Annotated in this window: 23 protein-coding genes; 7 read left to right on the top strand and 16 right to left on the bottom strand. The window is 46.8% G+C overall.

Going from position 1 to position 23,718, the window contains the following annotated elements:
- Nucleotides 1-139 precede the first annotated feature (139 nt).
- The 3 genes from ACEW8F_RS01250 to ACEW8F_RS01240 all read left to right on the top strand — a co-directional run bounded on the left by ACEW8F_RS01250 (nt 140) and on the right by ACEW8F_RS01240 (nt 2,342).
- Nucleotides 140-1,156, top strand: coding sequence for a sugar-binding transcriptional regulator (locus tag ACEW8F_RS01250; RefSeq protein WP_373481656.1), 1,017 nt, complete (start codon nt 140-142; stop codon nt 1,154-1,156).
- Nucleotides 1,157-1,158: 2 nt separating this feature from the next.
- On the top strand, nt 1,159-1,947 hold the full coding sequence (locus ACEW8F_RS01245; protein WP_373481655.1) for an HAD-IIA family hydrolase: 789 nt from the start codon (nt 1,159-1,161) through the stop codon (nt 1,945-1,947).
- Nucleotides 1,948-2,066: 119 nt separating this feature from the next.
- Nucleotides 2,067-2,342 (top strand): HPr family phosphocarrier protein, encoded by a 276-nt coding sequence (locus tag ACEW8F_RS01240; RefSeq protein ID WP_373481654.1) that lies wholly within the window; start codon nt 2,067-2,069, stop codon nt 2,340-2,342.
- A 235-nt stretch (nt 2,343-2,577) separates the two neighbouring features.
- Here the strand turns inward: ACEW8F_RS01240 and ACEW8F_RS01235 are convergent, their stop codons facing one another.
- The 16 genes from ACEW8F_RS01235 to ACEW8F_RS01160 form a co-directional block, all read right to left on the bottom strand.
- Entirely contained in the window at nt 2,578-3,393 is an 816-nt protein-coding gene (locus ACEW8F_RS01235) for a homocitrate synthase (protein WP_373481653.1), read from the bottom strand.
- Nucleotides 3,365-4,348, bottom strand: a complete 984-nt coding sequence (locus ACEW8F_RS01230; protein ID WP_373481652.1) for a hypothetical protein — start codon at nt 4,346-4,348, stop codon at nt 3,365-3,367. The genes ACEW8F_RS01235 and ACEW8F_RS01230 overlap by 29 nt, the downstream gene beginning before the upstream one ends.
- Before the next feature lie 333 nt (nt 4,349-4,681).
- Nucleotides 4,682-4,990, bottom strand: coding sequence for a 2Fe-2S ferredoxin (locus ACEW8F_RS01225; RefSeq protein ID WP_373481651.1), 309 nt, complete (start codon nt 4,988-4,990; stop codon nt 4,682-4,684).
- Between the two features lie 73 nt (nt 4,991-5,063).
- On the bottom strand, nt 5,064-7,778 hold the full coding sequence (gene nifB, locus ACEW8F_RS01220; RefSeq protein WP_373481650.1) for a nitrogenase cofactor biosynthesis protein NifB: 2,715 nt from the start codon (nt 7,776-7,778) through the stop codon (nt 5,064-5,066).
- Nucleotides 7,771-9,126, bottom strand: a complete 1,356-nt coding sequence (nifE, locus tag ACEW8F_RS01215; protein ID WP_373481649.1) for a nitrogenase iron-molybdenum cofactor biosynthesis protein NifE — start codon at nt 9,124-9,126, stop codon at nt 7,771-7,773. Before nifE ends, nifB begins: the two co-directional genes overlap by 8 nt.
- Nucleotides 9,127-9,173: 47 nt before the next feature.
- Nucleotides 9,174-10,538: a nitrogenase molybdenum-iron protein subunit beta gene (gene nifK, locus ACEW8F_RS01210; protein ID WP_373481648.1), complete on the bottom strand. Its 1,365-nt coding sequence runs from the start codon at nt 10,536-10,538 to the stop codon at nt 9,174-9,176.
- Nucleotides 10,538-12,127: a nitrogenase molybdenum-iron protein alpha chain gene (nifD, locus tag ACEW8F_RS01205; RefSeq protein WP_373481647.1), complete on the bottom strand. Its 1,590-nt coding sequence runs from the start codon at nt 12,125-12,127 to the stop codon at nt 10,538-10,540. The genes nifK and nifD overlap by 1 nt, the downstream gene beginning before the upstream one ends.
- A 15-nt stretch (nt 12,128-12,142) precedes the next feature.
- Nucleotides 12,143-12,526 (bottom strand): P-II family nitrogen regulator, encoded by a 384-nt coding sequence (locus tag ACEW8F_RS01200; protein WP_373481646.1) that lies wholly within the window; start codon nt 12,524-12,526, stop codon nt 12,143-12,145.
- Between the two features lie 14 nt (nt 12,527-12,540).
- Nucleotides 12,541-12,867, bottom strand: a complete 327-nt coding sequence (locus ACEW8F_RS01195; RefSeq protein ID WP_373481645.1) for a P-II family nitrogen regulator — start codon at nt 12,865-12,867, stop codon at nt 12,541-12,543.
- Between the two features lie 46 nt (nt 12,868-12,913).
- The gene (nifH, locus tag ACEW8F_RS01190; protein WP_373481644.1) at nt 12,914-13,735 is read right to left on the bottom strand and encodes a nitrogenase iron protein; all 822 of its coding nucleotides are present in this window, start codon (nt 13,733-13,735) and stop codon (nt 12,914-12,916) included.
- Between the two features lie 552 nt (nt 13,736-14,287).
- Nucleotides 14,288-15,238: a hypothetical protein gene (locus ACEW8F_RS01185; RefSeq protein ID WP_373481643.1), complete on the bottom strand. Its 951-nt coding sequence runs from the start codon at nt 15,236-15,238 to the stop codon at nt 14,288-14,290.
- A 12-nt stretch (nt 15,239-15,250) separates the two neighbouring features.
- On the bottom strand, nt 15,251-15,889 hold the full coding sequence (locus ACEW8F_RS01180) for a Fe-only nitrogenase accessory AnfO family protein (protein WP_373481642.1): 639 nt from the start codon (nt 15,887-15,889) through the stop codon (nt 15,251-15,253).
- 245 nt (nt 15,890-16,134) lie between these two features.
- Nucleotides 16,135-16,617 (bottom strand): DUF6773 family protein, encoded by a 483-nt coding sequence (locus ACEW8F_RS01175; protein WP_373481641.1) that lies wholly within the window; start codon nt 16,615-16,617, stop codon nt 16,135-16,137.
- On the bottom strand, nt 16,604-16,816 hold the full coding sequence (locus ACEW8F_RS01170; RefSeq protein WP_373481640.1) for a helix-turn-helix transcriptional regulator: 213 nt from the start codon (nt 16,814-16,816) through the stop codon (nt 16,604-16,606). Before ACEW8F_RS01170 ends, ACEW8F_RS01175 begins: the two co-directional genes overlap by 14 nt.
- Before the next feature lie 169 nt (nt 16,817-16,985).
- Nucleotides 16,986-17,870, bottom strand: a complete 885-nt coding sequence (locus ACEW8F_RS01165) for a radical SAM protein (protein WP_373481639.1) — start codon at nt 17,868-17,870, stop codon at nt 16,986-16,988.
- Between the two features lie 24 nt (nt 17,871-17,894).
- Nucleotides 17,895-18,539 carry a pentapeptide repeat-containing protein gene (locus tag ACEW8F_RS01160; RefSeq protein ID WP_373481638.1) on the bottom strand — a complete coding sequence of 215 codons (645 nt, stop codon included), beginning with the start codon at nt 18,537-18,539 and terminating at the stop codon, nt 17,895-17,897.
- 151 nt (nt 18,540-18,690) lie between these two features.
- Between ACEW8F_RS01160 and ACEW8F_RS01155 the strand changes: the two genes are divergently transcribed.
- The 4 genes from ACEW8F_RS01155 to ACEW8F_RS01140 all read left to right on the top strand — a co-directional run.
- Nucleotides 18,691-19,899, top strand: a complete 1,209-nt coding sequence (locus ACEW8F_RS01155; protein WP_373481637.1) for a pyridoxal phosphate-dependent aminotransferase — start codon at nt 18,691-18,693, stop codon at nt 19,897-19,899.
- Nucleotides 19,900-20,038: 139 nt separating this feature from the next.
- Complete coding sequence (locus ACEW8F_RS01150; RefSeq protein ID WP_373481636.1) at nt 20,039-20,986, top strand: 3'-5' exoribonuclease YhaM family protein; 948 nt, start codon at nt 20,039-20,041, stop codon at nt 20,984-20,986.
- 9 nt (nt 20,987-20,995) lie between these two features.
- A complete protein-coding gene (locus ACEW8F_RS01145; RefSeq protein ID WP_373481635.1) occupies nt 20,996-21,724 on the top strand; it encodes an acyl-[acyl-carrier-protein] thioesterase in 729 nt (242 codons plus the stop codon).
- Between the two features lie 377 nt (nt 21,725-22,101).
- On the top strand, nt 22,102-23,718 hold a 1,617-nt coding region (locus ACEW8F_RS01140), incomplete at its 3' end, for a formate--tetrahydrofolate ligase (protein WP_373481634.1).

Here is a 23,718-nt window from a genome sequence, read left to right as displayed (position 1 = left end):
GACATTTTCATCAAAAAACATATAATTAATACAATAAATTACAAAATTTCAGAAATGCATAAAAAGCAAAGTATTAAGGCCACGAACGCTCTAGATCGTTGCGCGAACGCCTAATAAGGCAGAAACAGGGAGGTAGCAGATGAAAAAAGTAGTGGATGATGAGCGTCTGATGGTGAAAATCTGTGAGATGTACTATAATCAGGAGATTAATCAAAAGCTGATTGCAAAGGAGTTGGGTCTGTCCCGGCCGACGGTGTCCCGGATTCTTCAGAACGCCAGGGAGCGGGGCATTGTCAAAATAATTATCGATCCAATTTTTGGCAACAATTATGTGGATCTGGAAAAAAAATTGGAGAACCGCTATGGTTTAAAAGAAGTCTTTATCGTCGATATGAAACAGGATAACCGTGATCAGAAGGATGAGCTGGCCAGGGCTACGGCCAACTATCTGGAGCGGTTGATCAAAGATGATACCATTATCGGGGTTTCCATGGGTTCGTCCATTGGTCAGATCTACCGTTTTGTATCCAAGGGTGCCTCAAAGCGGGTGACCTTTATTCCGCTTATCGGCGGAATCGGACATCTGGGTATGGAGTTGCATTCCAATACCATTGTGGAAGCCCTGGCCAAGTCTTTTGGCGGTGTTTCCTATCTGCTCCATGCACCGGCCCGGGTGTCCGGGGTCAAGATCAAAGAGGAATTGATGAAGGAGCCGGATATCCGGCGGATCATTAAAATGGGTGACGGTTTGGATGTGGCGGTGGTGGGGATCGGAGTGCCCAATCGGGGCTCAGCGATTATGGCCACCGGTTATTATGATGAAAAGGATATGGAAACGATGCGCCAGAAAAATGTGGTGGGCGATGTCTGCATGCAGTTTTTTGATATCAATGGCAGCACCGAAGCCTTTGAGGCTGATAACTGGGTGATTGGGGTTGACATTAAAAAACTCCGGCGGGTTCCCCATTCGATTGGGGTGGCCAGCGGTCCCGAAAAAGCTCAGGCCATCCAGGGTGCCATCACAGGGGGGTTTATTAATGTGCTGGTTACCGATGTGGAATGCGGAAAAAAACTGCTGGAGCTGGATGAAGATGCAGAACTGACAGCCAAGAATGGGATGATCGATGCAGAAACCGAGAGGATTAACGGAAAATGATCATGCCAAAAAAAGAAGCATTAAAAGATGTTAAACTATTTGCCCTGGATATGGACGGCACGGTTTATCTGGGCAATGGCTTAATCGACGGGGCCCTGGACTTTATCGATGAACTGCGAGCCCGGCAAAAAGATTTTATTTTCATCACCAACAATTCATCCCGGGTGCCCAGTTTTTATCAGGAAAAGCTAAAAAAAATGGGTTGTTTTGTGGAAGCAGACCGGATCATCACCTCCGGGGATGTGACCATAAAATATTTAAAAACCTACTATCCCGGACAATCCGTCTATCTGATGGGCACCCCGCTGCTGGAGGAAAGTTTTCGACAACACGGCATCAACCTGGTTCAGGAGCAGCCAGATGTGGCGGTGGCCAGCTTTGATACGACCCTGACCTACCAAAAGCTCGAAAAAATGTGCACCTTTATCTTAAATGGTGCGGTCTTTTTGTCCACCCATCTGGATTTGGTCTGTCCTACCGAAACTGGTTTTATTCCCGATTGCGGTTCAATCTGCGCTCTGATTACCAAATCTACCGGGGTGGAACCCAAATATTTAGGCAAGCCCTTTCCCGAAACCATGGAAATGATTCTGGCTATCACCGGGCATAGAAAAGAGGATGTAGCCTTTGTCGGGGACCGGATCTACACTGATGTGGCCACCGGCGTCAATAACGGCGGCAAGGGCTTTCTAGTACTGACTGGGGAGACCAAGCTGGGGGACCTGAAAAATACGGAGGTGGTTCCGGATTGTGTTTTTGACTCGCTGAAAGAAATGACGAGCTATTTATAAGATTGTTTATTTTATAAAAATTGGGGAAGATAATAAGAACAAGGATCATCACAAGAATATGACCAAAAAGAAGCAAAAATAAACTGAAAGGAATGAAAGATTCATTAACAGGTAGGACGATGCACTCAAAAACAGTTACCATTATTAATCCCACCGGTTTACACGCACGACCGGCGGCGACGTTTTGTCAGAAGGCCGGAGAATTCAGAGCTAATATCAGAATCAAGAAGTTAGGGAACGATCCCAAAGAGGGCGAAGCCAAATCGCTGCTGAGTATTATGGCAACGGCGATTAGCCAGGGCGATGTGGTGGAAATTTTCGCCGAAGGCGAGGATGAAATGCTGGCGGTGGAAACCCTGGTAGCGCTGATCGGCAGCGGCTTTGGTGAAGTGTAATTATTATAGGACCTAAGAAGCACCTGGAACAGCAACAGAAAGTGAGGTTGGTGATACCCTACCGTACCGATCAATTGTTAATCTGTTGTTCGCTGCGGGAGCGAACAGCTTTATCAATCTGTTCGCCCCGATGCGTACAACATGATGTAACAATTGTCGGTACTGGGTTAGCATTATGACAAGCCCTCACTGCTAACGCAGCAGGTGCTTTTTTTATGTCTGAAATCAGGGCCGATCAGGCATACACCAGTTTGTTTTTATAAATGATCGATTTTAAATCAGCTTGCCGCCACTGGAGTTCGTCCAGGCTGATACCGAAGTCCAGTTGACCCTGGGTGGCGATCAGGAGATGTTCGAGGTTGCAGTTGCCGGCCCGTTCGCCGATGCCGAAGAGGGTGGAATCGGCATATTTGGCGCCGGAGCGGAGTCCCTGAATGGAATTGGCCACGGCCATGCCCAGATCGTTGTGCATGTGCACCTCAATGTCGATGTTGTCAGGAATCCGGCTGATCGTGGCCTTGCAGAGGCTGGGCGACATAATCCCCACGGTATCTGAAAAACGCAGGGTGGTGGCCCCCAGGTCCCGGGCGGTTTCAATCAGTAAAACGACGAAATCCCAGTCGGCCCGGGAAGCGTCCTCCAAACCGATGGTCAGTTCTCGTTTTTCGGCGTGGATGGCCGCGGCGCAGGCGCTCAGTTTTTCCAATACCTGGGACCGGCTGGTGCGCAGCTTCTCGCGAATCAGCAGATCCGAAGCCGGGACACAAACATGGATAATGTCGGCGCCGCAGCCGATGGACTGGCTGATATCTGAGAGATTCATCCGGTTCCAGCCAATAATCTGCGCCTTCTGACAGGCCAGCTTGATTTTTTCAAAGGCCCGGCATTCTTCTCTGCCCATGGCCGGGGTTCCGGCTTCGATCCGGCTGACCCCCAGGGCGTCCAGAGATTTCGCGATGGTGACTTTTTCCCGGACGGAAAAGGCCATCCCCGGGCTTTGTTCGCCATCTCTTAAGGTCGTATCAACAATATACTTTTTTTTGTTTGTCATTTTGCACCTCGCTGGCAAGGGTTCGCAGTTCCCGATCAGACAGGTTTCGGCCTAACTGGGTACAGCGGGATTTAATGCGTTTTAAAATAGTATGAGTCGCCGATTCGGATAAATCAGAATCGTTTAGCTTATACAACAGGCTTTGCCGACCGGAGTGTTTTCCCAGCACAATCTCCCGTTGGTTGCCAACAGTTTGCGGATTAAAGGGTTCATAGGTGTGGGGGTTTTTTAATACCCCATCGACATGAATGCCGGATTCGACCTTGAAAATATCGGTTCCGATGATGGCCTTCATTTTACCCACCGGCTGGCCGGCCAGCTTTTCATAAAGGTCACGCAGCTCACCTAAAACCGATAAGTCACCGGTAAACAAATCAGGTTGGCTTAGTTTCAGCCCCATCAGCACTTCTTCCAGCGGTGGGAAATTATGGTGGTTGGCAAAACCGCAACTGATACTCTGTCCGCCGGCCAATAGCCATTCCAGGGCGATGGCGGTGGCGCAATGCATCTGGTTGTCGGGGCATAGGTCCAGGGTGTCAACACCGCTGTCCAGCAGAGCGGCAAAAACTGCCGGATAGTCCCGGGTCATCAGGTCTTCCAGCCCGGTGATCCGGATTTTTTGATGGTACCGGGGATTTAATTTGGTGACGGGGATGTTTTTTTCCACCAGCTCATTGGGTTCAAGTCTCCAGAGTGGTTTCGATTCTTTCGGTCCCGGGCGATCTGAAGCGAGCGGATCGGGATAAATCTGGGTCAGAAAAAAACGTCGTCCCCCCAGCCATTGTTTCAAAACGGCAGCAGTGGCCGGAAAACTTAGCCGGTCAACCAGGTCCGGGGTCAATTCGATTTTTGTGATCCCACAGGTAAAAAGCAGGTTACAGAAATGGTTGAGATCCCGGGCGGTCATCCCGGATGTATTAAAGGTTGTCAAGGTTCGATCGATAATAGTAACCATTTGTGTACCCCGCTTTCGTTTGTTTTAATTTAAAAGTTTGGCCGTGATATCCCGTACCGACCAATTGTTAATCTGTTGTATGCGCACACCACGAGAAATCAGCTGCGCTTCTTTCTCTTTGGTTCGCGGGCAGTCGCCAACTACAAGCAAGCTTGTGATTGGCTCGTTGCCTTCGCGCAATTCGTACAGTTGCAATAAGAGTTGATCATAAGTAAATAAGTTAGTTAGCAACTGTTCGCCTTGAGGCACACAACATGATGTAACAATTGTCGGTACTGCGTCAGTGCGCTGTACCGAGGGTTAAAGTAGCTTGATTCTTATCAAAGTAAGGAGTTAAATAACCAGGTCTTCGACCACGTTGCCGCCTTCGATGTGTTCGTCCATTATCCGTTCCACATCGTCCACGGTCACCTTGCCATACCAGACGCCTTCGGGATAAACGACCACGATGGGGCCCTTGTCGCAGATGCCGAAACAGCCGGTGTTGTTTAACATCACGTCGCCGGATAATTCCCGCTCGTCGATTTCTTCAAGAAATGTCTGCAGGATTTTCACTGAATCCTGTTGAAAACAATACCCCTGTTGGGTGCCGTTGATCCGGCAGCTGGTGCAGATAAAAATATGATGTTTAGGACTGACCATTTTTAAATTCCTCCTGATCGTTTATAAATAGTTTTTAAATGATGTAATAATTGGTCGGTACGGTAGAGCAATGTTAGAAATTACCGGCAGTGCGCAGTTCGGACTTTAACATTTCCTGGGCCGCCGTTTTAACGGCATCTTCAATCCGGTCGTAGGTTGAGAAGACCTTGATGCCCCTGCTTTCCAGCCGTTTACTAGGCAGGTCGCCGATGCGCATCGTGATGGCGCCGTCGCAATCATTTAAGGTTTTCAGGATGGTACCGATCTTATCTTCCTTTTCGTCACATTCTTCGGCGCCACTGCAATACTTGGCGATCACCCGTTTTTCTTTAAACTGGACCTCGTCGTCAAGGTAATCATATATATAAAGTTCAGAGGCCTGGCCGAAATGCTGATCCACCAGCATCCCGCCTTTGGAGGTGATCGCAAAGCGCAATCCCTTTGGCGCAGTCAGAACCATGGCTTCGCTTTTAGCTTCATTTTCCCGGAAATCCAGGGAGATATCGCTGTCAAGTTTGCCGATGGCATCGGCCCGGCATTGTTTGCAGTGATACATTTGTTTTAAGTGAACCCCACATTTATCGCGAATCGCATTGATTTCGTGGTTGGTGGCAATTTGCAGACCTTCAAAGGCAGAGCCTTTCACGGGAATCAGGGGCATCACATTAGAGATAAAGCAGCCCATGTCTTTTACCGTTTTGACCACTTCTTCGATGTGCGTATCATTGATTCCCATCAGGGTGACGGTATTGATTTTGACGATTACCCCTTCATCGATCAGGAGCTTGATCCCTGAAAGCTGGTTGGCCAACAGAATTGAGGCACCGGCTTCGCCTTGGTAGCGGTTCCCCATAAAATCCACATGTTTGTAGATTTTGGCACCGATGGCCGGATCAACCGCATTAACCGTGACGGTAACATGGGAAACACCCAGTTTGGCCAGTTCTTTGGCATAGTAGGGCAGCATTAAGCCATTGGTGGAAACGCAGAAGGTAACATGGGGGTCATGTTCATGGATCAGGGTCAGGGCTTTTCGGGTTTCGTCAAAGTTTGCCAGAGCATCGCCGGGGCCGGCAATCCCGACGACGGTGAGGTTGGGCACCTTTTCTTTAACCCGTTTGTATTTTTCAAAAGCAGCCTCGGGGGAAAGAATTTCGGTGGTCACGCCGGGACGGCTTTCATTGGGGCAATCAAATTTACGGACACAGTAATTACACTGAATATTGCATTTAGGGGCGATGGGGAGGTGCATCCGGGCGTTTTTCTGGGAGGCACCACAGCTATAGCAGGGATGATTGGCGGTTTTTTCTTCAATGGTCTGCGCCTGCGGGGTCAGTGGGTCAGTTGTTTTGTTGTTTTCCAGCACTTTCATTTTTGCCTCCGTATCCGGCTCTAATCCGTATTTGGATTTGGGCCCTTCATTATAATAGGTGTTATAGAGGGTTTCCCGGAACCCGCCTTCTACTGCTTTAAGAATGGTGTTGGTAATCTGGTCCAGGAGTACCTGGGAGCCTTCGTAGCCCAACGTCCGAACCCGCTGGCCGCCGATGCGGTCATGGATCGGGAAGGCGCAGCGGATCAAGGGAATCCCGTGTTTTTCTTCAATCCGGCGGCCGTCGGAATTTCCCAACATCAGGTTGGCACCGAGTCGCAGCGCTTCTTCTTCAATGGTTTCAAAGTCGACATCATTTAAGATTACGTAGTTGTCAACAAAAAGCACATCGGCCAGTTTGGAAAGCTCAGCCTCGATTTTTTCTTTGAGCTGAGGACAATTGGAACCAGTAGCAGCGATTACCGGCATCACACCATTTTCACAACAGAGCCGGACCGCCGAAACGACAAAATCCGGTTCGCCGAAGATGGCAATGCGTCCCAAGGCATTGTATTTATGGGAGTCCACCATGCCATCGAGATAGCGCCCTCGTTCCTTGGTGATTTTTTCAGGAATGGGTTTTTTCGACAATTCAGACAAAAGCTCCATTAAAGCATCAGTATCCCGCAGTCCCATCGGCAGGTTGAGCCGTTTATAGGGAACCCCATAGTTTTCGTAGAGGTAAATACCTGGGGATTCGTCAGGCTTAATGGTGTCGGATATTTCGATGGTAGCCCGGGCTCCGGCCATTTTCTGGATTTCAGAAATGGGGGTGCCGTGCATCGGCAGCCGATAGTAACTGCTCTGGTGGACACCGTCAAGGTTTTCGGAAAGATCCGGCAAAAGGATATACTCCAGACCAAACTGATCCAGCAGATCTTTTAAATAACGGGTATCCGCCGGGGAAACCATGGTCGTGATGATATTGATCTTATCATGTTTGGTGGGATCCATCTCGACATGGGAGACAATCGCCCGGAGTGCCCGGGTAAACCCTTCAAATTGGGTGCCGCCGTAACCAGCGGATTTGACCGGGATAATTGTCACCTTTTCATCAGGGTGAGAAGCGTAAAAATTTTTAATAATAAACTCAATATCTTCGCCAATGGTTTCCGCCAGACAGGTGGTCGAAACCCCAATGACCTCCGGTTGATATAATTTGATCAGATTTTCCAGACCGATGATCAGGTTTTTCTCGCCGCCGTAGACGGTGCCTTCTTCGGTGAGGGAAGAGGAGGCGATGTCCACCGGCTCGTTGTAATGGGTGGCCATATGGCGGCGGATATAGGTGCTGCAGCCCTGGGAACCATGGAGGATGTTCATACATTTTTGAATGCCGTAGAAGGCATTGGCGGTTCCCATCGGCATGCACATTTTACAGGGATTAACATTTAGGTTGACTAAATTCTTAGACATTTTTGATACCTCCTATGATTTCCCAGACAGGACTGTTCATCGACAGGTTGATTTCTGAGGCAAAGTTCAGGGTGCCTTCGTAGCCCGCCAGGGGATGCTTGCGTTCATGGTTGTGATCGCAGAAGGCAACCCCCAGCTTATAGGCCAACGGCCGTTCCTTGACGCCGCCGACTAATATATCGGCTCCCATTTCCTTCATAAAGGCTTCCAGTTCGGCTGGATTGGCATCATCTAAAATGACGGCATCCTCGTCCACCAGATGCTGGATGACTTCGTAATCATCCTTGCTCCCGGTTTGGGTGCCCACCATCACGGTGTTCATGCCAAATTCGTGAAACTGTCGGATCAGGGAGATTGCTTTAAAGCCGCCGCCCACATAGATGGCGGCTTTTTTTCCTTCAAGATTTTTGCGATATTTATTTAAAAGAGGGATAACTCTATTTTTTTCTTCTTCAATAAAAGCTTTGGCGCGCTTGATAACTTCTTTATCACCGACGGCATAGGCAATCCGCATCAGTGAATCGGAGGTGTCGGTGACGCCGAAAAAGCTGACTTTGATAAAAGGGATATCAAAAACTTCTTCCATCTGTTTGGCCAGATAGGTCATCGAGCCGGCACATTGAACCAGATTGAGTTGGGCTGCAGGGGCTTTTTTGAGATCCTCGACTTTGGCATCGCCGGTAATATTGGCAACCACTTCGACACCGATGCGTCTTAAATAGTTTTTGATGATCCACATTTCCCCGGCCAGGTTAAAGTCGCCGAGAATGTTAATACCGGCTGTTTTGGCTGGTAAAAATTCGGGGGTGATCAGGCTCATAATGGCGTTGCAGGCCATTTTATAGCCGGTTTTCTTGGTTCCTGAAAATCCCGGGGATTTAACGGCGATGACCCGGATGCCGTATTTTGCTTCGGCGTTGCGACAGACAGCGTCGATATCGTCACCGATGACGCCGACAATACAGGTGGCGTAAATAAAAATGACTTTGGGGGCATGGCTGGCCATGATTTCATCGATGGCGGCCACCAGTTTCTTTTCGCCGCCGAAAATGACGTCAGTTTCCCGCAGGTCGGTGGAATAAGAATTCCGGTAGCCTTCTTCACCGCTGGATAGACTGCCACGGATATCCCAGGTATAACTGGCACATCCAATCGGGCCATGGACAATGTGGAAGGCATCGGTGATGGGGTTTAAAACAACCCGGGCACCGCAGTAAACACAGGCCCGTTGACTGACTGCCCCTGAGACACTTTCTGACTCACACTTGATTCCGCTGCCGTCTCCGCTGCATTCCGAAAAACGAATCGACTTGGCTCTCTCTGGTAAAATTGCACTGTCATTTTTCATTTCACAGCCTCCTTTCAAATAAAGGGGAGGAAAACCTCCCCAAATAATTACATTACCATTTCAAAATCTTCGTCTTCGCAGTCACGATCCTGACGATCCATGAGGGCGTTGAGGATGAGTTCGGCCAATCGGATGGCACCTTTGTAACCAACAATCGGCAGATAAGAGTGAACATATCGGTCGATGATCGGGAAACCAACGCGAACCAGCGGGATGTCTTCGGCGCGGGCAACTTGCTTGCCGTGGGTGCCGCCAATTAATAAGTCAACTGGATCATTTTTAATCCATTGGTGAAGTTCAAATAAGTCACCGCCTTGTTTAGCAGTGCAACCGTCAACGCCGAATTTTTCCAGTAGTGCAGCAGCTTTTTTATCAAAAGCGGCTCCGGGGGTACCGGTTACCATGTATTTTGGGATCATCCCCATTTCCAGAGTGATTTGAGCCATGCCCAAAACGGTGTCTGGATCGCCGAAAATAGCGACGGTTTTGTTGTGGGTGTATTGATGTGAATCCAACAGGATATCCATTAACTGGCCCCGTTCTTCTTCAATTTCATAAGGCACTTCGTTTTTGGAGAATTGATTTAAGGCCATTATGAAAGCATCGGTGTTTTCCACGCCAATGGGCAGGGGTAAGGTTTTATAGGGAACCTTACATTTTTTTTCCAGAAAATCAGCTGGGAACTCAGAAGTCAATTCACCTAAGCCAAGCGTCATTTCACAGTTGCCCAGATCGCGGATATCCGGAATGGAGGTTCCACCCTTGGGATACATGGAGTAAGTTCCTGTCATCGGAGCATCTAAAACGCCGCTGGTATCGGGAAGCATAATGAACTCGGTGCCCATCAGTTTCATCAGGCGTTTCATTTCCCGCATATCACCAGGATTGACAAATCCCGGGAAAAGAGCCAGCTTGCCGTTTTTTTCGCCGGTTGATTGAGATAAATATTTAATAAATCCGGCGATCATGTTATAATAACCGGTAATATGTGAACCAACATAACTGGGCGTATTGGTGTGAACGACCAATTTGCCTTCAGGGATCTTTGCGTCCTGGATGTAACCGTTAAGGTCATCACCAATGGTTTCACTTAAACAGGTAGTATGGACGGCAATGATCTCGGGATCATAAATATCAAAAATGTTTTTAATCGCCGTTTTCAGGTTGGAGCCACCACCAAATACGGAAGCGCCTTCAGTAAATGAACTGGAAGATGCAATGGCGGGATCTTTAAAATGCCGGGTTAAAAACATGCGATGAAATGAGCAGCATCCTTGCGAGCCATGGCTATGTGGCATACATTGGTGAACACCCAGGGCGGCGTACATTGCCCCAACCGGTTGACATGTTTTTATCGGATTGATCCGTAAGGTGGATCGGTCCGATAATTTTTTTGGGGTTAATTCTAACATTATTCCATACCTCCTAAGCTGCCAACTAACGTGGGCTCACTTTTCCATGGTGCTTGAACCATGTTCCAAACAGGGGTGTAAGTGGCCATAGTAATATCTTTGGCAAAATTTAATGCTCCTCTGAATCCAGCGTATGGACCACTGTAGTCATAAGAATGTAATTGTCGTGAGGGAACACCTGATTTTTGAACAATAAATTTATCTTTTATCCCCGAGAAGAAAATATCAGGCTTTAACAGTTTTAAAAATTCTTCGGTTTCGAAATGGTTGAAGTCATCGGTGATGATGGCACCTTCGGCGATGTCAGTCCAGAGACCATCGTATTTTTCGAGGGGCACACCGGCCGCTTTCAATGCTTCAATTTTTTCTGGTGTATGGAAGGCTTTATAGTTGGCTTCGTCCTTGGTAACCGTGATGCTTTCAATATTTTTAGAGTCGGCATCGATTTTAATGCTGGGAATAACATCCCGGCCTTCATAATCATCACGATGGCCAAATTCATAGCCAGCCAGGACAACATCGACACCCAGGTATTTTAATAAATTGATGTAATGATGGGTACGCGATCCCCCGACATAGACAGCGGCTTTTTTACCATCCAGTTTTGATTTGTAGTAAGCCATGCCTTCTTCGATTTCGTCCAGCTCTTCAGCGATAACTGCTTCTGTTCGAGCTAATAATTCCGGGTCACCAAAGTAGGTGGCAATATCCATTAAGGATTTTTTAATACTTTCCAGACCGATGAAATTGACCTTGATCCAGTCCATTCCATATTTGGTTTTCATCATTTCGGCAATATAGTTAATCGAGCGGTGGCATTGAACCAGGTTCAGATCGGCGGTGTGGGCGTTTTTCATATGATCATAGCTACCATCGCCGGTCATCACTGAAACAACGTGATAGCCGATTCGCTTTAAGATTCGTTCAACTTCCCAGCCATCACCACCGATGTTGTATTCGCCTAAAAGGTTGACAGAATATTTCACCGGTTCGGCATCGCCGGTACCGATGATGTATTTCATCAGACCATTGTTGGCAATATGGTGACCACCGGATTGACTGACACCCTTATATCCTTCACAGCTAAACGCCAATACTTTAATGCCATATTGCTTTTCAGCTTCAGCGGCAACGGCGTGGATATCATCGCCGATAAGTCCAACCGGACAGGTGGAGCTGATCATGATACATTCCGGGTTGAATATTTCAACAGCTTCTTTAATAGCCTGTCGTAATTTCTTTTCACCCCCGAAGACGATGTCAGTTTCCTGCATGTCAGTACAAAAACTGTATTGGGTGAAATCTTTGGTGTTTTCATCACCTTTGGCTTTATTTCGTCGGGTACCCCAAGTGTAGTAGGCACAGCCGATGGGGCCGTGAACGATGTTAACAACATCTTTTAAGGGCCCGATAACAACCCCTTTACAACCAGCGTAGCAACAGCCACGGTTGGTCATGATGCCGGGAATCGCCCGGGTATCAGCGGCGATGACTTGAGGTTCGCCGCTGGCAATTTCAATGACGTGTTCTTTTCTGTTTTTATATATTTTAGAGCTATATTTATCGAGTACTTTATCTCTTGAATCCATTCAAATCACCTCTTTCTAAAATGCATCCGCATTTTTTTCGCCACTTCGTACACGAATGGACTCCATAATCGGGATGACGAAAATTTTACCATCGCCGGGGTTTCCGGTTTGATTGTTGTCGATGATAATGGAAACAACCTTGCTGACATCTTCATCGTTGCAAATCACGGTGAAAAACCGTTTCGGAATTAAACGGGATGATTCTGTTAATGCTTCACCAACGGTTGAGACGGGCATTTCCCCGGCATCAACAATATCCTGGATAATGGATAAATCAATGGTTTTCTTGCCGCGACCAAGAACCTTTAAACAGGTAAAAGCAGGGTAGCCTTCATTGACTAGAGCTTCTTTGGTCTGGTTCACTTTATTCTGCCGAATAATCGCCATAACTTCTTTCATATCAATTCCTCCTTTTACAGGCCGGTTGTTCCAGTACTGATTGTATAAGCTTCTTCTACAGGAGAAATGAAAATACGACCATCTCCAAAAGTACCATCCTTGCCAGTTTTTGCATTTTTCATAATTATTCTACAAACATCATCTTTGTCTTCATCTTTTACAATACAAAGCAGCATCACTTTGGGAATTTCATCATAATAAACATCTCCAACCTTGATTCCTTTTTGCTTTCCACGTCCATATACATCCAGTTTAGTAACAGCTGAGAATCCAGCGGATAACATTTCGGATAAAACAACTCCTGTTTTTTCAGGTCTGATAATTGCGCGTACCATTAACATATGTTATACTTCCTTTCACTTTTAAATCATTACAATTGAGTACGGACTAAATATCCATTAAGCCATGTTCCATCAGCAGTTCTTCCAAACGATCCTGATGCATTGGGGTAGGAATTACAAACAGTTGATTACCGTCAATTGCCGCAGCCAGATTACGGTATTCCTGAGCTTGCACGGCCGTATCATCAAATTCCAGAACGGTTTTCTTATTAATTTCGGCTCGTTGAACCATGTTATCACGGGGTACGAAGTAGATTAATTGGCTGCCTAATTCTTTGGCAAAGGCGTCGACCAGTTCTCTTTCACCGTCAACATTACGGCTGTTGCAGATGATTCCACCTAAACGAACACCACCGGTAGAAGCGTATTTCTGAACGCCTTTAGCTATATTGTTGGCAGCATATAAGGCCATCATTTCGCCAGAAGCAACGATGTAAATTTCCTGCGCTTTACCTTCACGGATTGGCATTGCAAACCCGCCACAAACAACATCGCCAAGAACATCATAAAATACATAATCCAGATCGGGTGTGTAGGCGCCTAATTGTTCCAGCATCCCGATGGAAGTGATAATCCCCCGGCCGGCACAGCCAACCCCTGGTTCAGGCCCACCTGACTCAACACATTTTATGTCGCGGAAGCCTGGTTTTAAGATGGCATCCAGTTCAATTTCTTCACCTTCTTCACGAAGGGTATCCAATACGGTTTTTTGTGCCATACCACCAAGTAACAACCGGGTTGAATCGGCCTTTGGATCACATCCGACCACCATGATTTTTTTGTCCATTAATCCAAGTCCTGCGGTGAGGTTTTGAGTTGTAGTAGATTTACCAATACCACCCTTACCATAAATAGCGATTTGTCTCATAATCTTTCCTCCTGAGTGTGAATGTTTGAAAATTCAATGCAAGTTTGGCAAAAAACAAAGAAGTCTTTTCCTCTCACAAAAGCGTAAAAGGTAAGACTTCCTTGTCTAAAAAAACTTATTTTGTTTGCATAAACGAAAAGATCTTAATTGGCAGCGTTTTTTAGCGGCGAATTAAGACCTCTTTGTCTAAATAGCGCGGATAAAAAGAAAAAAAGGTCTCAACTCTTACCCATTTGTAAGGAGCTGAGACCACATTGTCTTTGTAAATCCGTATTGCATTGTTTTCTATGGGCTTATTATCCATGGAATGAGGCGATAAGTCAAGCGGCTTCGGTTGTAAACCCTTTTCAAAATCAAATGGGTTTAAGTATTTAAACGACCAGGGGGATTTTTATGCAGTGAAAAATCGGGATTGTACTTTAGTTGGTTGATGTATTTTTCATCTGATTGGTGGGATGAAATCATTTTCAGCGGTTTGGAATGTTTTTGGGCCGAACCAGTTTTGAGCTACTTCAATAAAACTTAAGTAATTCTTAAGATCGAGCCAAGGGATCAGCCACAGCTGGTGCAGGAAGAACAGTCACCGCAGGATTTTTTCATCGGATCATGAACCAGAATGGCCCGGACAGTGGCGGTTTTTAAATCCACAGTGACGATGTCATCCTGAATGATCTCCATTTTGTCATCGCTGAAGACGATGGTCATCGGTTCGGGAATCAGAACGTCGGGATCCAGGGTGCCTGGTTTCATCAGCGGCTGGACGAACTGCTTACCTTCCGGGGCGGTGATCATCAGGCCGTTATTGCCGGTGATCAGGGATCTGATCACCCCGGTGGGGGAATAGTTGACTGAGTTTTCGTCGCAATTAATGCCGTGGGCATTGCTGTCATAAGCGATCACAATCCCGATTGGGGTCACAATGGGTTCTGGCAGAGCGGGCTCAAAACTTTTTAATTTGCCATTTTCATATAAGGAGAAACCGTAGCGCACCTTTACCAGCCCATCGGGACTATTAATTTCGATGGTTTCCTGGGGCCACATGGTCAGGCTCTTGAGAGCGCCGCTTTCATAAAAGCAGAGGCTTACGACCTTGGCTGAAAAGGTTCCGACGGCCAGATCAAAGGCAATTGGTTTGGCCAGGGCGTATTCATCATTCTCAGTCCAGTAGCCGTTGATCCGGCCATTCAGGGGGAACAGGCGGTGGATCCGGCCGTTTTCATAAAAGCTGATCCGTTCGGCGGCCAGGGCTCCCAGGGAGGTGATCACCTCGGTGGCGGTTTCCAGATCGATGCTTTTGATCTGGCCGTTCTTGAAAAATTCCAGTGCCAGTCCCTCGCGATTTCTCAGGTTGGCAGGGCCATAGTTGGGCACCAGAATGCCCACCGGGGTATTGATGGTATTGGCTTCGTCAAAGGCACAGCCTTTGGGCGAACCGTCGGTATAGGTTTCTAAAAAGGTAATCCCGGTGAGGGGGCCATATTTTTCAGTTTGGCAGGTTGACATGACGAGCTCCTTTTATTCACACGCCACATGGGTGATGACCACATGTTGGGTGGAATCATTTTTATTTTCGATCCGGTATTGCAGTTGCATTTTTGGTAATTGCTGTTCAAACCATGGTGGGATATGGTCACAGATCACTTCCAGGGTGTAAAAGGCGGTCTCTTTTAAAAAGGGCAGCAGGGCTTTTTTTGAACTTATCTCCGGGTGTTTTTTCTGCAGCTGGGTTAAATCAAAGAGGTAATAACCAGGGACATCGGTTTCTTCCGGGGTTTTGACCAGCAGACTGGTGTCTTCCTGGATTTCCGCGTCCTGGCGGAGCAGATCGGCCTGGATGGCATCCAACAATTCCAGATCAAAGGTTTCGGATTCGCAGATAATAAAACCGGAACGGTCAAAAATCTGGTAGGGAATACCGGCGATGGATTGGGTGATGATGATCCGACAGTCATTAAAGGCCCCCAGCATCTGACTGATGTTTTCCCGGATTGAAGCTAAACCACCCGACAGATCACAGCTAAAGGGAACCCGATCGGATTGACGCCAGCCGCTTTCTGCTTTGGAATAAAAGACAAAATGGGTCATCGCATCGAACCGGGTAATCCGGTTGGTGTCATCACAAAAAACAGCCATTACATTAATTTTTTCTTTCATTTGTTCACCTCATAGAATCAAATTAATACGGATTGCTGATTAAAAACAGAATTGCTTAAAATTAGTTGTAGTATAGCATAGAAATAAAAAAGCGGGACTTAATTAACCCGAAGTTGATGAAAAAACGATTGCAGAAATTTTGCGGTATAAAAACCATGGTTCATTACTGGAGTTAAAAGATATAAAATTTGACAATAAAAAAGTCCCTGAAAAATCAGGGGCTGATCTCATAGAAAAGGGTGCAGTTATTGTGAGTCGTCATCGCTGAACTGGTCTTCCAGTTTTTTCTGGCGCTTTTTCACCAGGGTGCCGGTGATGAACAGGGCAGCAAAGATCAGGGCAAACAGCATGGCAAAGATAAAGGCCGTCAGAGCGCCCAGCGCCAGCAGATTGTCTTGTAAATAAACGTTATTCATATACATCGTAATGGCATAGATTACCGTAAAGGCCCCGGAGCCGATCAGGCTGTAGAGCAGGTAGTTTTTGGTGGTGGGTTTGCTGTAAAAATCCCATTGGCCTTTTTTATAACAGCCTACGATAACCCCGCCGCAGTAGATCATAAAGACGGCCCATTCAAAACCCCACTGGGTAAAGGGGGCATTGAGAAACATTGATTGCACCATGATGCTGCCCAGCAGTAGCCAGAAAACAATCCAGAAACAGACATGCTCTATTTTATACAGCTCCAGTTCCTGGCGCTCATCGACTACTTTTTTAAATTTTTTCATTGTCGTTTTCCTCCCAAAATAAATCATTCAACGTTTTTCCCAGTGCTTTACAGATGGCAATGCACAATTGTAAAGAGGGGTTGAATTTACCAGCTTCAATCATCCCGATGGTCTGCCGGGTGACGCCGACTCGCCTGGCCAGCTCTTCCTGAGAGATGTCTTTCTCGGCTCGGGCCACTTTTAATTTTATATTCTTCATCTGATCACCCCTTACACGATGTATAGTACAGTATACAATATAAAATGTCAAGTATATATTGCATAAAGTACATTATAAAAAGCAGACAGTGATTATCTGCTAATTAGAAAAGGGGTTTAGGTGGCAGCTGGGGGGTATCGACCAACTGTTAATGAGTGCTCAGATTAGCTTAAAATAAAAATGATAATTGCTGGCTGCCGTGTTCCAGTTTGTACCGGGCGACGATGTCTTCCATTTTGTAGAGCAGGCCCAGGTGCTGACATTCCCGGGTGAAGCTGGTCCAGAGGCTTTTGGCCTGGGGGCTGGAACAGCTGAAGGTGTTGCCAAAGCTGCGAAGATATTCTTTTTTGATGCCGGGAAAATGGACATCCAGCTGGTCGTAAAAATAGCGGCGCTGGGAATCCCGGAGGGTGACCCCGAAAGCGGGATAAATAAAACGGGCGCCCTGTTCGGCCGCACTGGCGACAATGGCCTTGATGTTTGCCGGGGTGTCATTGATAAAGGGGAGTATCGGCATCAGCAGCACCCCGGTAAAGATGCCACTGTCGGACAATTCTTTGATCGCGGCAAAGCGGCTAGAGCTCGGCGCGACATGGGGTTCGATGATTTTGGACAGCAGATCGTCGGCACAGGTAATGGTGATTTTAACCAGCACTGGCGATCGCTTCTGAATTGCGGCAAGCAGATCTTTATCCCGGGTAATAAGGGGGCTTTTGGTGGCGATGGCAACCCCGTAGCCATAGCGTTTAAACAGTTCCAGGGCCTGGCGGGTGAGCTGGTGTTGCTGCTCCTGGGGATTATAGGGATCGCTCATGGCGCCGGTGCCGACCACGCCCTTTAAGGTTTTGCGGCGCAGGTTATCTTCCAGAATGATCAGGGCCTTTTCCTTGGCTCGAACCCGGTCAAAGTCTTCAATTCCATAGCAGTCACTGCGGCTGTCGCAGTAGATGCAGCCATGGGAACAGCCCCGGTAGATATTCATATTATAGTCGGTGCCGAACCAGAAATTATCTTTGGTTCGGGTCAGCATATTTTTAGCAGCGATGGTTTCCATTGGTAACCTTTCTTTAGTGCGCCTTCAGCGGACAATCAAACCCATTAACTTGGCCAGTTCAGCGGCCTGGAAGGTGGAGACAACGGCCCCGCTCAAGGCGTCGATGGAGACAATCAGGCCGTCGATCTGGCAGGTGGTGAAGTCCAACCCTTTGAGAGGGGTCTTGAAAAAGCTGGTTTGACTGAAATTGACATCATCCAGTTTGATCTGTGAGAGTTTGCACTCACTGATGGCGGCTTCGCTGAAATCGCATTGGGAGATTTCCAGGGCTTTGAGTTTGGCCTTGCTGAAATTGGCATATTGGAAACTGGAGTCAGAGGCCAGAAAATTCTCCAATTGAGCCAGATGAAAATCAGCCCCCACCAGCTTACAGGCAAAAAACTCACAACGGTTAAAATAGACCTCGGCCAAATTACTATTGGACAGACTGCAGGATTGAAAACGTAGATCCCGGCAGTCGATTTTTTCAAAGTTACAGTCAGAAAAATCACAGTTTTCAAAAAGTGATTCCCGGAACGAGAGATGGGAAAAATCCCCACCGTTTATGGTTAAATCTTTAAAATGCCGGCCTTCGATATCCAGTTCTTCCTCCCGGGCCCAGGCCAGCAGGGTGGTGAGATCCTTGGTCATCTTAAGATTAGGGGAGATGTTTGGTATTGATCGTTTCATAAAGCCTCCGTAAGCGTGTTATTTAGACCAGTTTAACATGATTTTTAAAAACTGTACAATTAAATAGGCTTCAGATATTTGCAATTTTTATTGATAAAGTTTATAATTTTCAAAAGAGACATTGTGATAATACGAATAAACAGGAGAAAAAATGGAAACATCGCAGCGCATCCAAAAAATGGGGGAACCCGCCCTTTTAAAATACTATCCGCTGGTAAGCGAGGCTCAGAAAAAGGGGAAGAAGGTTTATTTTTTAAACATCGGCCAGCCGGATATTAAAACCCCGGCCGGTTTTTTAGACAGTGTCAGTGGCATTGATCAGCAAGTCTTATCCTATCAGGCCCCGGAAGGGATCATCGAGCTCCGGGAAGCGGCCTGCGATTATTATCGGCGCCTGGGACTGGATTATGACATCGGCGATCTTTTTGTCACCAATGGCGGCAGTGAAGCGCTGCTGTTTACCTTTATCGGGATCTGTAATGCCGGGGATGAAATCCTCACCGCTGAACCGCTTTATAGCATTTACAAGGAAATGGCCGCCGCCACCGATGTTAACCTGGTTGGTTTTAAAACCTATGCCGAAGACGGCTTTGCCCTGCCCGATGCGGCGGTGATTGAAGCGGCCATTACGGCCCGGACGAAAGCCTTGTTAATGACCAATCCCGGAAATCCCACCGGCAAGGTCTTTTCCAGGGAAGAAATTGAGGTGATGGTGAAACTGGCCATCAAACATAATCTCTATCTGATTTCGGATGAGGTCTACCGGGAGTTCGTCTACGATAGCCAGGACTATCTGAGTCCGGCTCAGTATCAGGAACTGGCTCAGCATTTTATATTAATTGACAGTATTTCCAAGCGCTACAGCGCCTGTGGGGCCCGGATTGGTTTTATTGTGTCTAAAAATAAAACCCTGATGAATCAGCTCAAAAAGTTGGTTCAGATGCGGCTGTCGGTCTCCACCGTCGATCAGATCGGGGCGATTTCACTGCTGCAGCTGGATGGCCATTTTTTTGACGGGATCTTAAAGGAATATACCTGCCGGCGGGAGATTGTTTATGCCGCCTTGCAGGAAATTCCCGGGGTGATCTGCAAAGAACCCCGGGGTGCCTTCTATTTCATGGCCAAGCTGCCGATCACAGAAGCCTGTCATTTCATCGAGTGGCTGATCAATGAGTTTGATTATCACGGCGAAACGGTGCTCTTATCACCGGCCAATGATTTTTATTTAAATCCCAAAGACGGTACCGACGAGGTCCGGATCGCCTATGTGCTTAACGGCGAAGAAATGAAAAAAAGCATGGAAATTTTAAAGCACGGTCTGGCCGCTTACGCCATGGCTTTTCCGGAGCTGTGTAAATAAGCAGTGGCATGATGGCAGGGATGTCAGTTATATGAACCAGAATCAGGGACTGGTGGTAGGCTGAGTACCCCTTGGTCATTATCAATCGCCCGCACCATGGCCTGATGCTATAAATTAAGAAAACCACAAGGAGAATACATTGAAAATTAAGTCAGTACAGAAAGGTCAGGATTACCTTGGCTTTTTATTTATAAAGTCGCAGATGACCAAAACCGCCACCAATGGCAGCCGTTATTTTAATATGGTCTTGAACGATGCCGATTTTGACGAAATTGATGGCAAAAAGTGGGACGTTAAGCCCGAAGATGAGGAAATCTTTACCAATGGCAAGCTGGTAAAAATCAAAGGTAAGGTCCAGGAATTCAACAACCGGCTGCAGCTGATTGTCGAGAAAATGCGATTGATCGACGACACCGATGAGGTAAATATCGATGATTTCATTGAAACCGTGCCGGTGGACATCGACGAAATGCTGGGCTATATCAGCGATACCATTGATGATTTTGGCAATGCCGACATCGCTGCCATCACTAAAAAAATCTTTGGCGATCAGGTCGCCGTCCTGAGCTATTTTCCGGCGGCCAAAAAGCATCATCATGCCATTAAGGGTGGGCTGCTCTACCACACCTATTCGATGCTGCGAATCGGCAAAGGTCTGGTGGGGATTTACCCCTTTATCAACCGGGATCTGCTGTATGCCGGGATCATCCTGCACGATATCGGCAAAATCAATGAAATGGTCTCCGACGAAAACGGGTCGGTTTCGGATTATACCCCCGAGGGTAAACTGCTGGGCCACATCACTCAGGAAATTGTCGAACTGGAAGTAGTGGGCCAGTCCCTGGGCACCGATCCTGAGGTGTTGATGATGCTCAAACACATGATTCTTTCCCATCACTACCAGCCGGAATTTGGCAGTCCCAAACGGCCAATGTTCCCGGAAGCCGAGCTGCTCCACCATATTGATATGATCGACGCCCGGATGTACACCATGGAACAGGCTCTCAACCGGGTCGAACCAGGGAGCTTTACCGAACCCAACTGGAGCCTTGACGGCATTAGTCTATTCCGCCGCAGTTTTGAATAGGAGCATCTCATGAGTCTAGTTTATCAGGAAAAAAAGCGGGTTACCTGTTACGAATCCGATTCCACCGAAAAAATGCTGCCCACCACCGCCATGAACTATTTTCAGGAAGCCTCCACCAACCAGGGCAATCAGCTGGGTCTGGGCGGGGACTATCTAAAGAAAAATAACCTGGCCTGGTTTTTGGTCAAATACTGTATCAGCTTTAACGATTATCCCCGCTATCAGGACGAGGTTACGGTGACAACCCGAGCCACTGGGATGGAGAAGTTCTGCGCCACCAGGCGGTTCACCATCGAAGATGCCGCTGGAGTGGCGAAGGTCGTCGCCGACACCCAGTGGTTACTGATCAACCGGGAGTCCGAAAAGATGGAGCGCATCGACGAACATCCGGAGATGTCAGCTTATGAGTGTTTTGAAAAAGGGGAGCCGATTTTTAAAAAGCTTTCAAAAATCAATCGGATTGATCTGGAAAAATCCTTTTCGGTCCGGTTTCTCGATATTGATTTCAATCAGCACGTTAATCATGTCAAATATCTGGCCTGGGCGATCGAGGTGCTGCCCCTGGAAGTGGTTAAAACCATGGTGTTGTCGGAAGCAAAGATTGTCTATAAGGCGCAGTGCTTTTACGGGGATCAGGTTCGGGCATTGGGGGAACAGCTGGCCGAGAACCACTATCGGATTGATATTGTGAATCAGGAAGACACCATTTTGTGTCAGTTAGAGCTGATTTTAAGATAAAGAAAAAGCCTACGCCTCGTTAGCGGCGCAGGCTTTTCTTTTACCGGGAAAGCAGATGGGAAAATAATAGTAAAAATTAAATATTTTACAAACAAAGTAATAAAACGCTTTCAAAGAATATAAAATGGGGTATTTGTAAAAAAATTGGTATTAAATTGAAATGATAATTTAATAATGGAAAAGAAATACACAAGATTGAAGATTTAAGGGAGGTAAAAGCATCAAGAGTAAAAAATGATACAAAACTAACATTTCAAATTCAGATTCGGCCCCAAATACTAGTAAAATTTTATCATAACTATTGTTTGATTTTTGCGATGGAATCGGTTAAACTTATAATAGTTGTTAAATATTTATCAAAGTATTGGAGGAAAAAAATGGGATTTAAATCAGATATTGAGATTGCACAAGAGGCTACACCACAGGATATTCGTGTGATAGCTAAGAAATTGGGTTTAACAGAAGACGATCTGGACTTATACGGCAAGTATAAAGCAAAGGTTGACTACAATCTGTTAAAGAAAAAAAGCGACAAAAAAGCACGTTTAATCCTGACCACTGCCATCAATCCAACACCAGCCGGTGAAGGAAAGACCACGACCACCATTGGGGTAGCCGATGGTTTGGCATACTTAGGAAAAAATACCCTGGTAGCATTAAGAGAACCTTCCTTAGGACCCGTTTTTGGTGTTAAAGGCGGAGCTGCCGGCGGCGGATACGCACAGGTTATTCCAATGGAAGATATCAACCTGCATTTTACCGGAGACTTTCATGCCATCGGCGCAGCCAACAACTTATTGGCAGCTATGTTAGATAATCACATCAAACAAGGCAACGAATTAGGAATTGACCCTAAGAAAATCACATGGAGACGTTGTGTTGACATGAATGACCGTCAATTACGAAATATCGTTGATGGTTTGGGAACATCCGGCGATGGCTTTACCCGAGAAGATGGTTTTGACATCACCGTTGCATCTGAAGTAATGGCAGCCTTCTGTCTAGCCTCTGATATCGTTGATTTAAAAGAACGATGCGGACGCATCATTATTGGCTACAGCTTCAAAGGCGACCCAATCACCGCTGAGCAATTAAAAGCCAACGGTGCCATGGCAGCATTGCTTAAAGACGCATTAAAACCAAACCTGGTTCAAACATTAGAAGGCACCCCCGCCTTTATTCATGGTGGACCATTTGCTAATATCGCCCACGGTTGTAACTCCGTAATCGCGACCCGGATGGCCATGCATTTTGCTGACTATGTAGTAACCGAAGGCGGATTCGGCGCTGACCTTGGAGCCGAAAAATTCCTCGATATCAAATGTCGGATGGCGAACTTAAAACCAGACGCTGTTATTATTGTCGCAACCGTCCGTGCCTTAAAACATAACGGTGGCGTCGCTAAAGCTGACTTAAACGAAGAAAACCTGGTAGCCTTGAAAGCCGGTCTGCCAAACTTATTAAAACATGTTGAAAATATCACTCAGGTATTTAAATTACCAGCCGTGGTTGCCATCAATGAATTCCCACTGGATACCCCAGCAGAATTAGAATTAGTTAGAGCAGAATGTAAAAAATTGGGCGTTAACGTAGCTCTTTCTCAGGTATGGGCAAAAGGCGGAGAAGGCGGAGCTGAATTAGCTAAAGAAGTCATCCGTCTGATCGACGAAAGCGAAGGAACCTTCGAATACTGTTACGAAGACGACATGACCATCAAAGAAAAAATTGAAGCCATTGCGACCCGTATTTACGGAGCAGACGGCGTCAACTTTACTCAGATTGCTGAAAAACAGATCGAAAACATCACCAATATGGGCTTTGGTAAAGTGCCAATTTGTATGGCCAAAACCCAATATTCCTTAACTGACGATCCCAAAGTATTCGGTCGTCCAACCGGATTCAGAATCACCGTTCGTTCTTGTAATATTTCCGCCGGAGCCGGATTTATTGTCGCTCTGACTGGTGATATCATGAAAATGCCGGGTCTGCCAAAA

The organism is Acetobacterium sp. (assembly GCF_041752335.1).
Lineage (GTDB): Bacteria > Bacillota > Clostridia > Eubacteriales > Eubacteriaceae > Acetobacterium.
Note: the sequence above shows the minus strand (reverse complement) of the source record. Positions and strands in the feature narration are given on the sequence as shown.

Coding starts and splice junctions, on each gene's coding strand:
- ACEW8F_RS01250 (WP_373481656.1), top strand. CDS start 140: ATGAAAAAAGTAGTGGATGATGAGCGTCTGATGGTGAAAATCTGTGAG.
- ACEW8F_RS01245 (WP_373481655.1), top strand. CDS start 1,159: ATGCCAAAAAAAGAAGCATTAAAAGATGTTAAACTATTTGCCCTGGAT.
- ACEW8F_RS01240 (WP_373481654.1), top strand. CDS start 2,067: ATGCACTCAAAAACAGTTACCATTATTAATCCCACCGGTTTACACGCA.
- ACEW8F_RS01235 (WP_373481653.1), bottom strand. CDS start 3,393: ATGACAAACAAAAAAAAGTATATTGTTGATACGACCTTAAGAGATGGC.
- ACEW8F_RS01230 (WP_373481652.1), bottom strand. CDS start 4,348: ATGGTTACTATTATCGATCGAACCTTGACAACCTTTAATACATCCGGG.
- ACEW8F_RS01225 (WP_373481651.1), bottom strand. CDS start 4,990: ATGGTCAGTCCTAAACATCATATTTTTATCTGCACCAGCTGCCGGATC.
- nifB (WP_373481650.1), bottom strand. CDS start 7,778: ATGTCTAAGAATTTAGTCAACCTAAATGTTAATCCCTGTAAAATGTGC.
- nifE (WP_373481649.1), bottom strand. CDS start 9,126: ATGAAAAATGACAGTGCAATTTTACCAGAGAGAGCCAAGTCGATTCGT.
- nifK (WP_373481648.1), bottom strand. CDS start 10,538: ATGTTAGAATTAACCCCAAAAAAATTATCGGACCGATCCACCTTACGG.
- nifD (WP_373481647.1), bottom strand. CDS start 12,127: ATGGATTCAAGAGATAAAGTACTCGATAAATATAGCTCTAAAATATAT.
- ACEW8F_RS01200 (WP_373481646.1), bottom strand. CDS start 12,526: ATGAAAGAAGTTATGGCGATTATTCGGCAGAATAAAGTGAACCAGACC.
- ACEW8F_RS01195 (WP_373481645.1), bottom strand. CDS start 12,867: ATGTTAATGGTACGCGCAATTATCAGACCTGAAAAAACAGGAGTTGTT.
- nifH (WP_373481644.1), bottom strand. CDS start 13,735: ATGAGACAAATCGCTATTTATGGTAAGGGTGGTATTGGTAAATCTACT.
- ACEW8F_RS01185 (WP_373481643.1), bottom strand. CDS start 15,238: ATGTCAACCTGCCAAACTGAAAAATATGGCCCCCTCACCGGGATTACC.
- ACEW8F_RS01180 (WP_373481642.1), bottom strand. CDS start 15,889: ATGAAAGAAAAAATTAATGTAATGGCTGTTTTTTGTGATGACACCAAC.
- ACEW8F_RS01175 (WP_373481641.1), bottom strand. CDS start 16,617: ATGAAAAAATTTAAAAAAGTAGTCGATGAGCGCCAGGAACTGGAGCTG.
- ACEW8F_RS01170 (WP_373481640.1), bottom strand. CDS start 16,816: ATGAAGAATATAAAATTAAAAGTGGCCCGAGCCGAGAAAGACATCTCT.
- ACEW8F_RS01165 (WP_373481639.1), bottom strand. CDS start 17,870: ATGGAAACCATCGCTGCTAAAAATATGCTGACCCGAACCAAAGATAAT.
- ACEW8F_RS01160 (WP_373481638.1), bottom strand. CDS start 18,539: ATGAAACGATCAATACCAAACATCTCCCCTAATCTTAAGATGACCAAG.
- ACEW8F_RS01155 (WP_373481637.1), top strand. CDS start 18,691: ATGGAAACATCGCAGCGCATCCAAAAAATGGGGGAACCCGCCCTTTTA.
- ACEW8F_RS01145 (WP_373481635.1), top strand. CDS start 20,996: ATGAGTCTAGTTTATCAGGAAAAAAAGCGGGTTACCTGTTACGAATCC.